This window comes from Duganella sp. 1411, from assembly GCF_017833525.1.
Taxonomy (GTDB): Bacteria; Pseudomonadota; Gammaproteobacteria; order Burkholderiales; family Burkholderiaceae_D; genus Rugamonas.
The window spans coordinates 387,755-400,098 of sequence record NZ_JAFICD010000006.1 but is presented as its reverse complement, the minus strand read 5'-3'; the positions used below and the strand labels follow the sequence as shown (position 1 = coordinate 400,098).

12 protein-coding genes are annotated in these 12,344 nt (G+C 63.1%); 11 read left to right on the top strand and 1 reads right to left on the bottom strand.

Features of this window, described 5'->3' with window-relative positions; genetic code table 11:
* Positions 1–102: 102 nt before the first annotated feature.
* Together JOD97_RS26765 and JOD97_RS26760 are read left to right on the top strand one after the other, a co-directional pair.
* A complete protein-coding gene (locus JOD97_RS26765; RefSeq protein ID WP_209725320.1) occupies positions 103–1,737 on the top strand; it encodes a glycoside hydrolase 43 family protein in 1,635 nt (544 codons plus the stop codon).
* A gap of 177 nt (positions 1,738–1,914) precedes the next feature.
* Positions 1,915–3,351: a hypothetical protein gene (locus tag JOD97_RS26760; RefSeq protein WP_209725318.1), complete on the top strand. Its 1,437-nt coding sequence runs from the start codon at positions 1,915–1,917 to the stop codon at positions 3,349–3,351.
* A gap of 136 nt (positions 3,352–3,487) precedes the next feature.
* Here the strand turns inward: JOD97_RS26760 and JOD97_RS26755 are convergent, their stop codons facing one another.
* The gene (locus tag JOD97_RS26755; protein ID WP_209725316.1) at positions 3,488–3,748 is read right to left on the bottom strand and encodes an accessory factor UbiK family protein; all 261 of its coding nucleotides are present in this window, start codon (positions 3,746–3,748) and stop codon (positions 3,488–3,490) included.
* A gap of 290 nt (positions 3,749–4,038) precedes the next feature.
* On the opposite strand from JOD97_RS26755, the gene JOD97_RS26750 reads away from it, so the two are divergent.
* From JOD97_RS26750 to ptsP, 9 genes are all read left to right on the top strand, one after another.
* Positions 4,039–4,794: a TorF family putative porin gene (locus tag JOD97_RS26750; RefSeq protein ID WP_209725314.1), complete on the top strand. Its 756-nt coding sequence runs from the start codon at positions 4,039–4,041 to the stop codon at positions 4,792–4,794.
* An 11-nt stretch (positions 4,795–4,805) separates the two neighbouring features.
* A complete protein-coding gene (locus JOD97_RS26745; protein ID WP_090317127.1) occupies positions 4,806–5,144 on the top strand; it encodes a P-II family nitrogen regulator in 339 nt (112 codons plus the stop codon).
* A gap of 11 nt (positions 5,145–5,155) precedes the next feature.
* The gene (locus JOD97_RS26740) at positions 5,156–6,694 is read left to right on the top strand and encodes an ammonium transporter (RefSeq protein WP_304511221.1); all 1,539 of its coding nucleotides are present in this window, start codon (positions 5,156–5,158) and stop codon (positions 6,692–6,694) included.
* A 155-nt stretch (positions 6,695–6,849) separates the two neighbouring features.
* Complete coding sequence (locus JOD97_RS33320; RefSeq protein WP_209725312.1) at positions 6,850–7,038, top strand: YhfG family protein; 189 nt, start codon at positions 6,850–6,852, stop codon at positions 7,036–7,038.
* Between the two features lie 205 nt (positions 7,039–7,243).
* Positions 7,244–8,545 (top strand): glutamate--cysteine ligase, encoded by a 1,302-nt coding sequence (gene gshA / locus JOD97_RS26730; RefSeq protein WP_209725310.1) that lies wholly within the window; start codon positions 7,244–7,246, stop codon positions 8,543–8,545.
* Between the two features lie 179 nt (positions 8,546–8,724).
* Positions 8,725–9,684, top strand: a complete 960-nt coding sequence (gene gshB, locus JOD97_RS26725) for a glutathione synthase (protein ID WP_209725308.1) — start codon at positions 8,725–8,727, stop codon at positions 9,682–9,684.
* Positions 9,685–9,750: 66 nt separating this feature from the next.
* Positions 9,751–10,152: a PTS sugar transporter subunit IIA gene (locus JOD97_RS26720; RefSeq protein WP_209725306.1), complete on the top strand. Its 402-nt coding sequence runs from the start codon at positions 9,751–9,753 to the stop codon at positions 10,150–10,152.
* Between the two features lie 64 nt (positions 10,153–10,216).
* Positions 10,217–10,486, top strand: a complete 270-nt coding sequence (locus tag JOD97_RS26715) for an HPr family phosphocarrier protein (protein ID WP_209725304.1) — start codon at positions 10,217–10,219, stop codon at positions 10,484–10,486.
* Between the two features lie 44 nt (positions 10,487–10,530).
* Entirely contained in the window at positions 10,531–12,276 is a 1,746-nt protein-coding gene (gene ptsP / locus JOD97_RS26710) for a phosphoenolpyruvate--protein phosphotransferase (protein WP_209725302.1), read from the top strand.
* Positions 12,277–12,344: the final 68 nt, after the last annotated feature.

The following is a 12,344-nucleotide window of genomic DNA, read 5'->3' as shown; positions in this document are numbered from 1 at the left end:
ACGTCCCCTACGTGGCACAGCCTCCGATGAGGTGAAAGGTGGCTGGGGTTGGGGTTGGATTGATCAATGATTTTTATTTGAAGAGAATGCGAGCGTGCCATCGTGAAAACCGCCGTTGCCCTGTCCCTCATACTGTGCGCCGCCTCGGCCGCGTTGGCCGACCCACAGCCATCGTCCACCCAGCCCTGGGTCGCCGACCTGGGCGATGGCCGCTATCAAAATCCCATTCTGTACGCCGACTATTCCGACCCGGACGCGATCCGCGTCGGACAAATGTTCTACATGACGTCGTCCAGTTTCGGCAACGCGCCCGGGCTGCCGCTGCTGCAATCGTCCGACATGGTCAACTGGGAGCTGGTCGGCCACGCCTTGCCCAGGCTGGTGCCGGAGGACGTGTTCGCCAAGCCGCAGCCGGGCAAGGGCGTGTGGGCGCCGGCATTGCGCCATCACGCCGGCAAATTCTGGATTTTCTATCCCGACCCGGATTTCGGCGTGTATGTGATGACGGCGCAGAACTTCGCCGGGCCGTGGAGCGCGCCGCATCTGCTGCTGGCGGGCAAAGGCATCATCGATCCGGCGCCGCTGTGGGATGACGACGGCAAGGCTTGGCTAGTGCACGGCTGGGCCAAAAGCCGCTCCGGCATCAACAACATCCTGACCTTGCGCGAAATGGATGCGGATGCCCGCAAACTGCTCGACCAGCGCGGCAAGGACATCATCAACGGCAATAAATTGCCGGGTTATCACACGGTCGAAGGTCCCAAGCTATATAAGAAGGACGGCTATTACTACGTCTTCGCGCCGGCCGGGGGCGTCGAGCATGGCTGGCAATCGGTGTTCCGCTCCCGTAATATCGGCGGGCCGTATGAGGATAAGATCGTGATGGCGCAGGGCACGTCCGCCATCAACGGACCGCATCAGGGCGCGTGGGTCGACGGCGTGGATGGACGCGACTGGTTTTATCATTTCCAGGACAAGGGGGCCTATGGACGGGTGGTGCACCTGCAGCCGATGCGCTGGCGCGACGGCTGGCCGGTGATCGGCGAGGACAAGGACGGCACAGGCGTCGGCGAGCCGGTGCAAACTTATGCCAAGCCGGCCGGCAAGGATCGCGGCATCGTGGTGCCGCCGACCGGCGACGAATTCGACGGCGGCCGGCTCGGCTTGCAGTGGCAGTGGAATGCGAATCCGGGGCCGAATGCCGATGGCGGCTGGTTCTCGCTGAAGGCGCGGCCGGGCTTTCTTCGTCTGCCGGCGCAGGCCGCGCCGGAGCTGGGCAGCGTGCGCGAGGTGCCATCGGTGTTGACGCAGAAGTTCCCGGCGCCGGTGTTCACCGTCGACACCAGGATCGAGGCGCGCGGCGCCGATCTTCAGCGGGCCGGGTTGCTGGTGCTGGGCATTCGATATGCGTGGCTGGGCTTGCGGCAGAGCGATGGCGTGACGCGGCTGGTGCTGTCCACCTGCGAGGAGCCGGCGCTGACGTGCCAGGAGCGCCTTGAACCGTTGCGCGCGGTGGGCCGCGAGCCGGTGTATCTGCGCGCGCAAGTCGGCGAGGGCGCGGTGGTGCGGTTTTCGTATAGCCTGGACGGGAAACAGTTCACGCCGGCCGGCAAGCCGTTCCAGGCGTCGGTGGGCAGATGGGTGGGCGCGCAGGTTGGGCTGGTCAGCACGCGTTGGCCGGCGGCGGGTAAGAAGGCGGCGTATATCGACGTCGATTATTTCCGCGTCTCGCGCTGACCCGTGTTCCACGTCCGTGTTCCACGTAGGGCGGATTAGGCGGAACGCCGTAATCGGCCAATGCATGCGCCGTCTAGACGCATGCATTGGCCGATTACGCTGCGCTAATCCGCCCTACGTGATACCATGGTCAAGGTAAGTTATCGATAACATGAAAACAAAAATCAGGAGACTAGCGTGTTCAAAAAAATTCTGACGGTGGCCGCCTTGCTGTGGTGTGCCTCGTCCTCGGCGCAGGTGCAGGTGTTCCCGTTCCCGGAGCCGATCCGGTATTCGCACCACAGCGACGACTTCACGGTGCGGGTGCGTACGCCCGGCGGCGTCTGGCAGGATTTGTACGAATACAAGGTCAAAGTCGACCTCGATACGCAAAGCGAAGCGTCGATGGTCTACTTCAATTTCGACGGCCCGGTGGAAGTGGCGGTGCAAAAGAACAACGGCCGCTTTGCCAGCGTCGCGATCCGTCCCGACGCCAAGGGCATCAAACCGGTCATCAAGGGGCGCACCGCCTTCTTCACGCTGAACCGCCCCGCCAACCTGAGCATCGAATTTGACGACGACCGCCTGCACAACCTGCACCTGTTCACGCACGCGATCCGCAAGGACATGCCCAGGCCGCCGGCGCGCCAGCCCAACGAGGCGATAGCAAAGGGCGAAACGCCCGACTTCACCCAGCCGGTGGTCTACTTCGGTCCCGGCGTCCACGATGGCGAGTTCAACGTGCGCTCCAATTCCACCGTGTATATCGATGGCTCGGCGATGCTCAAGCGCCCGCTGATCATCAACGGCGTGCAAAACGTCAAGGTCATCAGCGACGGCCTGTTCGACGGCGTCGACATGCTGGTGATCAAGGACTCAAAGAACGTGGTGATCGACGGGCCGATCTTCTTCAACCAGCCGCACGGGACGATGCGTTGCATCACGTCGCAGGACATCGAGGAGCGCAACATCCGCACCATCGGCGCCGGCAAGTGGTCGGACGGGCTGGGGCACTTCGCCTGCGAGCGCGTGACGGTGGCCGACAGCTTCATCCGCACCTCCGACGATTGCATCACACTATATAACCACCGCTGGGATATCTGGGGCAACACGCGCGACATCGTCGTCAAGGACACGACGTTATGGGCCGATATCGCGCACGCGGTCATGATCGGCATCCACGGCAACACGCCGTCGGCGGCGCACCCGCAGCCGGAGGTACTGGAGCGCATCCGCTTCAGCAACATCGACATCCTGGATCACGACGAGGACGACCCCGAGTACGAGGGCGCGATCGGCATCATGGCGGCCGACGACAATCTGGTGCGGGACGTGGTGTTCGAGGATATCCGGGTCGAGCGTATCGAGGAGGGCAAGTTGTTCAACCTGCACATCGCCTTCACGCCCAAGTACAACACCAGCCCGGGGCGGGGCATAGAGAATGTCACGTTGCGCAACATCCATTTCACAGGCGACGGCTCGCCGAGCGCGTCGGTCATCTACGGATATGACGAGTCGCGCAAGGTCAAGAACGTCACGCTCGACAACGTGACGGTGGGCGGCCGCAAGCTCAAGGGCGCCGAGCCGAACGTGCTCGACATCGGCAAGTTCGTCGAAGGCGTAACTTATAAGTAGTAAGCGAGTAAGCGGTCCCGCGCCACGGGACCGCAAAACCACCTTGGAACCACGTAGGGCGGATTAGCGAAGCGTAATCCGCCATACACGCGCCGCCTGCGACGCATGCACCGTCAAGCCGGCGCCAGCAACCATCTTAAATGATGATATCGCTCTTCGGCGCCGCCGCCTTCGCTTCCAGTTCCGCCAAACGCGTCTCCAGCGTCTCCAGTTTCGCGCGGGTTTTCGCTAAAACTTGCGTTTGAACATCAAATTCCTCGCGCGTCACCAGATCCAGTTTGGAGAAACCCTGCGTCATCATGGACTTGACGTTCTTCTCAATGTCCTTTGCTGGTGAGTTTTCGATCGCTTGGCTGATCTTGTTCTGCAGGTCGTTAAAAAAAGTGTTCATATCCATAATATTCCTTGATCTGGTGGGGTTATGAATGCACCATAAAAGTGCATCCGAGCGTCATCGTGGTGCAATGGCTAAGACTTCCGGGCCCGACACATTCAAATTCTCACTTTTGTCCGAGTACGTACGTTGTCGTGCAGGATACGGGAGCTATCTACCGAGCAACATTAGCTGGCACGCATTCTGCTAAAGAGGTCAATGAATGCCGCTCACTGCCTCGCGTCATAAGAATTTTACCCGCAACCGTATTCTACGTATCTGTGACTAAGTTCAATAACTACAAGGACAAAATTATGAAGAGCACGAACCTGACCCTGATCGCAGCATTGACCCTGGCATTTGCCTCCATGAGCGCCTCGGTGGCGCAGGCCCAGGACGCGGCCGCTGCCGCCGCGCCAGTCCCGGACAACCAAATCAGCTACAACGTGGCCTTGACCAGCGACTACCGCTATCGCGGCATCTCGCAATCGCGCCTGAAGCCGGCGCTGCAGGGGGGCGTGGATTACGTCAACAATCCTACCGGCCTGTATGTCGGCACCTGGGCGTCCAGCATCAAGTGGATCAAGGACAGTGGCGGCGATGACAACGTCGAAGTCGACATCTACGGCGGCAAGCGCGGCGAGATCACCAAGGACGTGACCTATGACGTCGGCGGCCTGTATTACCTCTACCCGTCGAACGGCCTGACGCCGAGCGCCAACACCTTCGAGCTGTACGCGCAGATCGGCACCGGCCCGTTCTCGCTCAAGTATTCGCACTCGACGACCAACCTGTTCGGCTTTGCCGACAGCAAAAACAGCGGCTACGTCGACGCCCAGTACAACCAGGACGTCTACGACGGCTACACGCTGAACCTGCACGCCGGCCACCAGAAGGTCAAGAACACCAGCGCGTCCAGCTACAGCGATTACAAAGTGGGCGTGACCAAAGATTTCGGCGTGGTAACGGTGGCATTGGCGGCGGTCTTCACCAATACCGACGCCTACGTCGGACGCGGTAAGAACCTCGGTAAAACCGGGGCTGTGCTTACTATTTCCAAAACCTTCTAAGCGAGGCCAGCATGAAAATGATTACCGCGATTATCAAGCCGTTCAAGCTCGACGAGGTCCGCGAGGCCCTGTCGGCGATCAACGTGCAAGGTATCACCGTGACCGAAGTCAAAGGCTTCGGCCGTCAGAAAGGCCACACCGAGCTGTATCGCGGCGCGGAGTATGTGGTGGACTTCCTGCCGAAGACCAAGATCGAGGCGGCGGTGGACGACGCCATCGTCGAACAAGCGATCGAAGCGATCGAAGGCGCCGCGCGCACCGGCAAGATCGGTGACGGCAAGATCTTTGTGTACAACCTGGAACAGGTGATCCGTATTCGTACCGGTGAAACCGGCCACGAAGCTCTTTAAGGGGAAGATTGATGAAGAAAACTATAACAACATTGCTCGCTGGGGTATCCATCCTGTTCGCACTCGCCGCGCCGGTCCACGCCCAGGAGGCCAAACCGGCTGACGCGCCGGCCGCCGCCGCCACCGCGCCCGCCGCCGCCGCACCGGAAGCGCCGGCCGCTCCCGCCGCCGCCCCGGCCGCCGCCGCGCCAGCCGCTGCCGCCGCCGCACCGGCGCCGGCCCCCGCGCCACAAAAGGGCGACACCGCCTGGATGATGGTGTCGACCCTGCTGGTGATTCTGATGACGATTCCCGGCCTGGCGCTGTTCTACGGCGGCCTGGTCCGTTCCAAAAACATGCTGTCGATCCTGATGCAGGTCTTCATGGTCTTCGCGCTGATCGTGGTGCTGTGGTGCGTGTACGGCTATTCGCTGGCATTCACCGAGGGCAACGCCTTCTACGGCAAATTCGACCGCGCCTTCCTGAACGGCATCTGGGATCCGGCCAAGGGCGCCTTCGCCTACGCCGCCACCTTCAGCAAGGGTGTGGTGATTCCTGAATTCGTCTACGTCGCCTTCCAGGCCACGTTCGCCGCCATCACCTGCGGCCTGATCGTCGGCGCCTTTGCCGAACGCGCCAAGTTCACCGCCGTGCTCGCTTTCGTGGTGCTGTGGTTCACCTTCGCCTACCTGCCGATCGCCCACATGGTCTGGTTCTGGACCGGTCCTGACGCGATCAAGGACGCCGCCACCGCCGCCAGCGAAACCGCCAAAGCCGGCTTCCTGTTCCAAAAAGGCGCGCTGGACTTCGCCGGCGGCACCGTGGTGCACATCAACGCCGCCGTCGCCGGCCTGGTCGGTGCCTACATGATCGGCAAGCGCGTCGGCTACGGCCGCGAATCGATGGCGCCGCACTCGGTCACCATGACCATGATCGGCGCCTCGCTGCTGTGGGTCGGCTGGTTCGGTTTCAACGCCGGTTCGGCGCTGGAAGCGGCCGACATTGCTGCGCTGGCCTTCATCAACACCTTGCTGGCCACCGCCGCCGCCACCGTGGCGTGGGTATTCGCCGAATGGATCTTCAAGGGCAAGCCATCGATGCTCGGTGGCGCCTCGGGCGCGGTGGCCGGTCTGGTCGCCATCACCCCGGCCTGCGGTTTCGTCGGTCCGATGGGCGCGCTGATCATGGGTCTGGCCGCCGGCGTCATCTGCCTGTGGGGCGTGAACGGCCTGAAACGCCTGCTGGGCGCTGACGATTCGCTGGACGTGTTCGGCGTCCACGGCGTCGGCGGTATCCTCGGCGCGCTGCTGACCGGCGTGTTCGCCGCGCCATCGCTGGGCGGCCAGGGCATCTTCGACTACGTCGCCAACAAGGCGTCGGCCGATTACTCGATCGCCGCCCAGGTCACCACCCAGGCGACCGCCGTCGGCGTCACCATCCTGTGGTCGGCCGTGGTCTCGTTCATCGCCTACAAACTGGTCGACGTGGTCATCGGCCTGCGCGTTCCGGAAGAGGAAGAGCGCGAAGGCCTGGACATCACCACCCATGGCGAATCCGCTTACCATGTTTAATTGATAAGGCAGTCCCCCAAAGCGCCTCGGTATGAGGCGCTTTTTTTTCGTCCCGCAAGTGAGGGCGCAGCCGGAAGCAGGTGGTTAATTCGGCACGAAATCAGGTGCGTTACAATGTCTTGCACCTGATGGACATAGCATGATGGAGGGTTGCGATGTTGACAAATGAAATGAAACGTCAGATTTTCATGAAGTTGCGCGCTGAAAATTACCGAGCGAGCCTGCGCCTCGAAGGCTTGGCGCCGCCTACGGTGCTGGCTATGCCTTGCGGTGGGAGCCGGTCGTGCGTGCCGAGTGGGTCGAAGCCAACATCGCCGCCTACAACTGCCGGCTTGATCCACTGATCGGACTGTTGGATCGTGGATTGACGCCGATTTGAGCCGTGCCGGCGGCCGTAGCGGGGCGCGCGGACGCCAGCCCCCCCCCCCCGCTTTTTTCCATTTCCACCTTTAAAATAGGGTTTTCGCCCCGATTTGGGCTATCTGCAAGGTAATATTTGAGGTTCTGTTGCCTGGAGGGCCGTCCTCCCGCACATTTAAGGAAGTAATCATGGTTCCCCATCTCGTCACGGCTCTGACCGGTCCGTTGCTCGATCTTGAAGAGAAAATCCTGGCCGCCACGCCGGCCATTGAGCGCTGGTTCCGCCTGGAGTGGCAGGAACACACGCCGCCGTTCTATTGCTCGGTCGATATGCGCAACGCCGGCTACAAGCTGGCGCCGGTCGATACCAACCTGTTCCCCGGCGGTTTCAACCACCTGGCCACCGAAATGCTGCCGCTGTCGGTGCAGGCGGCGATGGCGGCGATCGACAAATACTGTCCCGACGCGCGCAACCTGCTGCTGATTCCGGAGATCCACGAGCGCCACCCGACCTACTGGCAGAACGTCGCCCGGCTGATGCAGATCTTCCGCCAGACCGGCCTGCACGTGCGGCTTGGTTCGCTGTCGCCGGAGGTGACGCAGCCGACCCCGCTGGCTCTGCCGGACGGCAACATGCTGGTGGTCGAGCCGCTGGTGCGCTCGGCCAACGGCCGCCGCGTGGGGCTCAAGGATTTCGATCCGTGCACGATTTTGCTCAATAACGACCTGTCGGCCGGCATTCCGGACATCCTGCAGAACATCCACGAGCAGAGCCTGCTGCCGCCGCTGCACGCCGGCTGGGCGCTGCGCCGCAAGAGCAACCACCTGAACGCCTACGACGAGGTGGCGAAGAAATTCGGCAAGCTGATCGGTGTCGATCCGTGGATGCTCAACCCGTTCCACGCCAAGTGCGACGCGGTCAACTTCCGCACCGGCGACGGCTACGATTGCCTGGCCGCCAACGTCGACGCGCTGCTGGCCAAGATCAAGAAGAAGTACAAGGAATACGGCATGAAGGACCAGAAGCCGTTCGTGATCGTCAAGCCGGACGCCGGGACCTACGGCACCAGCATCCTGACGATCAAGGATTCCAGTGAAATCAAGGACTTGAGCCAGGCCCAGCGCGACAAGATGATCGTCATCAAGGATGGCAAGGAAGTGACCGACTTCATCATCCAGGAGGGCGTGCCGACCTTCGAGAGCATCAAGGACGATGTCGCCGAGCCGGTGGTGTACATGATCGACCGCTACGTGGTGGGCGGTTTCTACCGCGTGCACGCGGAAAAGGGCATCGACCAGAACCTCAACGCGCCCGGTTCGCAGTACGTGCCGCTGGCGTTCGCCCAGCAGCACGCGGTGCCGGACCTCAAGGCCAAGCCGGGCACGGCGGCGCCGAACCGCTTCTACGTGTACGGTGTGGTGGCGCGCCTGGCGCTGCTGGCGGCGTCGCTGGAAATGGAACGCACCGATCCGAATCCGGAAGTGTATTAATCGCTTGCCTGCTGGCGGCGCCAGCTTTCAACCCGCACGGCGGCGCACAGGGGTCGTACCCGCTCGGGTACGACCCCGACTGGCCTTGCGGGTTAATGTCGGGCCGGCCTCCAGCGGCCCAGCCGGTGCCGGCGGCGAATCTCGGCTAAAATCAGGCATTACCCAGACTGGATGCGCCCATGAAAATAGCTTTCCTCGCCGATCCCTTGGCCAGTTTCAAGACCTACAAGGATTCGACCTACGCCATGATGGTCGAGGCCGCCAAGCGCGGCCACACCGTCTACGCCTTCGAGCAAAAAGACATGGCCGTCAACGCCGGCGTGGCCTACGCCAACGTTGCCGAAATCACCATTCTGGACGATTCCAAGGACTGGTACCGCGCCGCGCCCGCGCGCGAGACCAACCTGGGCGAGTTCGACGCCATCGTCCAGCGCAAGGACCCGCCGTTCGACATGGAGTACATCTACGGCACCTACATGCTGGAGCTGGCCGAGAAGCAGGGCGCCAACGTGTTCAACAAGCCGTCGGCGATCCGCGACCACAACGAAAAGCTGGCGATCGCCCAGTTCAGCGAATTCACCTCGCCGACCCTGGTGACGGCCGACGAGGCGCGCATCCGCGCCTTCCAGGCCGAGCATGGCGACGTCATCCTCAAGCCGCTGGACGGCATGGGCGGCACCGGCATCTTCCGCGTCAAGCCCGACGCGATGAACCTGGGCGCCATCATCGAGACGCTCACCGACAATGGCCGGCGCACCATCATGGCCCAGCGCTTCATCCCGGACATCGCCAAGGGCGACAAGCGCATCCTCGTCATCGGCGGCAAGCCGGTGCCGTTTTCGCTGGCGCGCATCCCGCAAAACGGCGAGGTGCGCGGCAATCTGGCGGCCGGCGGCCTTGGCGTGGCGCAACCTTTGACCGAACGCGACTTCGAAATCGCCCACGCCCTCGGTCCGGTGCTAGCCGCGCGCGGCCTGTTGCTGGTAGGATTGGACGTGATCGGGGATTGCCTGACGGAAGTCAACGTTACCAGCCCGACCTGTTTCCAGGAAATCACCCAGCAGGCCGGCTTCCCGGTGGCGGCGATGTTCGTGGACGCGGTCGAGGCGGCCGTCGAGGCGGCGGCGCGGGCCCGATGAGGGATATTCAAAATAATTTTGCCGGACGGCCTCAAAAACCTCCGCGCTCACTGGCGGTTTAAGAATATGGTTGGCATACTGCTTATGACGCACGCACCGCTGGGGCAGGCCTTCATCGCCGCCTGCGCGCATGTGTTCCGTGGTCCCACCGAGCGGCTCGAGGCGATCGACGTGATCGCCGACCAGGACCTCGGCGAAGTGCAGGCGCTGGCGGCGGCGGCGATCAAGCGCCTCGACGACGGCGACGGCGTGTTGATCATGACCGATGTCAAGGGCGGCACCCCCGCCAATTGCTGCGACCGTTTGGCGGACGCGGGCAGGGTGGAGGTCATCGCCGGCATCAGTTTGCCGATGCTGCTGCGGGCCATCACCTACCGGCGCGACACGCTGGACGTGGTGGTCGAGATGGCCCTGGCCGGCGCGCAAAGCGGAGCGGTGCGCGTCGACAACCGGATTCGCGTCGTGTAGTCGCGGCGCGGGAATTTTTTTGCGGCTTATTTTTGTGCGGCCTTCTCACTGAGACAGAATAAAAATGATTCAACAAGAACTTGAGATTATCAACAAGCTCGGGCTGCACGCCCGGGCGTCCGCCAAATTCACCCAGCTGGCAGCAAAGTTTCAAAGCGACGTATGGCTCACCCGCAACGCGCGCCGCATCAACGCCAAGTCCATCATGGGCGTGATGATGCTGGCCGCCGGCAAGGGCGCCAAGGTCACGCTGGAGGCCGACGGCGCCGATGAAAGCGAATGCATCGCCGCGCTGTCGGCGCTGGTCAACGACAAGTTCGGCGAAGGCGAGTAATGCCCTCGGATCGCAGCCGTCCGCGCATTTTCACTGGTCCACCCATGGCTTCCTTCACCCTGCACGGCATCCCGGTCTCCCGCGGCATCGCCATCGGCCGCGCGCACAAGCTGGCGCCGGCGGCGCTCGACGTCAAGCACTACCTGGTGGCCGAGGAGCACCTGGAGGCCGAGGTCACGCGCCTGCGCCAGGCGCTGGCCCAGGTGCACAAGGAACTGCAAACGCTGTGGAACGAGCTGCCCAAGGACGCCCCCACCGAGTTGGGCGCCTTCATCGACGTCCACGCCCTGATCCTGTCGGACCCGATGATCTCGGAGGCGCCGCTCGACATCATCCGCGCGCGCCACTACAACGCCGAATGGGCGCTGCTGACGCAAATCGACGAGCTGTCGGCGCAGTTCGACGAGATCGAGGACCCGTACCTGCGCGAGCGCAAGGCCGACATCCAGCAGGTGGCCGAGCGCGTGCTCAAGGTGTTGATGGGCACCGAGCAGATTTTGCCGGCCGCCGCCGGCGGCGACGACGAGTTCCAGGCGCAGATGATCATCGTCGCCCACGACATCTCGCCGGCCGACATGCTGCAGTTCCGCGACCGCTCGTTCATCGGCTTCGTCACCGACGTCGGCGGCCAGAACTCGCACACCGCCATCGTCGCCCGCAGCCTGGACATCCCGGCGGCGGTCGGCATGTCCGGCGCCTCCACCCTGATCGAGCAGGACGACTGGCTGATCATCGACGGCGACGCCGGCGTGGTCATCGCCAACCCCAGCGCGCTGGTGCTCGAGCAGTACCGCGAGCGCCAGGGCGCCGCCGCGCGCGCCCGCAAGAAGCTCAATAAGCTCAAGAAGACGCCGGCCATCACCAAGGACGGCACCGAGATCACGCTGCTGGCCAACATCGAGCTGCCCGACGACTGCCCGGCGGCGATGGAGGCGGGCGCCAACGGCGTGGGCCTGTTCCGCTCCGAGTTCCTGTTCATGGGCCGCAACAGCCGCATCCCGTCCGAGGACGAGCAGTTCGAGCAGTACAAAAAGGCGGTGGTGGCGATGAAGGGGCGGCCGGTGACGATCCGCACGCTCGACATCGGCGCCGACAAGCCGCTCGACCAGAGCGAGCACACGGCGCTCAATCCGGCGCTGGGCCTGCGGGCGATCCGCTACTGCCTGGCCGAGCCGCAGATTTTCCTGACCCAGCTGCGCGCCATCCTGCGCGCGTCGGCGTTCGGCAAGGTCAAGATCCTGATCCCGATGCTGGCGCACGCGTTCGAGATCGACCAGTCGCTGGCGATGATCGCCCAGGCCAAGGCCGAGCTGCGCGAGGCGAAGGTCAAGTTCGACGACACGGTGCCGGTGGGCGCGATGATCGAGATCCCGGCGGCGGCGCTGTCGTTGCCGATGTTCGTCAAGCGCATGGACTTCCTGTCGATCGGCACCAACGACCTGATTCAGTACACCTTGGCGATCGACCGGGTTGATTATGAGGTCGCGCACCTTTACAATCCGCTGCACCCGGCCGTGCTGCAGTTGATCTCGATGACCATCGCGGCCGGCCACAAGGCCGGCATCGATGTCGCCGTGTGCGGCGAAATGGCGGGCGACGTCAAACTGACACGCCTGCTGCTGGGCATGGGACTGCGCGAATTCTCGATGCACCCGGCGCAGCTGCTGTCGGTCAAGCAGGAAATCCTGAACAGCGACCTTGCGCGTATCGTGCCGCAAACGCGCAAGATCATGCGCTCGATGGAACCAGCGGCAATTGCAGACGCGGTCGAACAATTGCAGCTGATGTAAGTCGGTGGGACCCATCCTCGCGGTCCCGCCCATAATGATGGCCCGTGGGGCCGCCCCCAAACTCTAAT

Bases quoted from the DNA above. Each gene is read 5' to 3' on its own strand.
- JOD97_RS26745 (WP_090317127.1), top strand. From the start codon at position 4,806: ATGAAAATGATTACCGCGATTATCAAGCCGTTCAAGCTCGACGAGGTC.
- JOD97_RS26740 (WP_304511221.1), top strand. From the start codon at position 5,156: ATGAAGAAAACTATAACAACATTGCTCGCTGGGGTATCCATCCTGTTC.
- ptsP (WP_209725302.1), top strand. From the start codon at position 10,531: ATGGCTTCCTTCACCCTGCACGGCATCCCGGTCTCCCGCGGCATCGCC.
- JOD97_RS33320 (WP_209725312.1), top strand. From the start codon at position 6,850: ATGTTGACAAATGAAATGAAACGTCAGATTTTCATGAAGTTGCGCGCT.
- gshA (WP_209725310.1), top strand. From the start codon at position 7,244: ATGGTTCCCCATCTCGTCACGGCTCTGACCGGTCCGTTGCTCGATCTT.
- JOD97_RS26750 (WP_209725314.1), top strand. From the start codon at position 4,039: ATGAAGAGCACGAACCTGACCCTGATCGCAGCATTGACCCTGGCATTT.
- JOD97_RS26715 (WP_209725304.1), top strand. From the start codon at position 10,217: ATGATTCAACAAGAACTTGAGATTATCAACAAGCTCGGGCTGCACGCC.
- JOD97_RS26720 (WP_209725306.1), top strand. From the start codon at position 9,751: ATGGTTGGCATACTGCTTATGACGCACGCACCGCTGGGGCAGGCCTTC.
- gshB (WP_209725308.1), top strand. From the start codon at position 8,725: ATGAAAATAGCTTTCCTCGCCGATCCCTTGGCCAGTTTCAAGACCTAC.
- JOD97_RS26755 (WP_209725316.1), bottom strand. From the start codon at position 3,748: ATGGATATGAACACTTTTTTTAACGACCTGCAGAACAAGATCAGCCAA.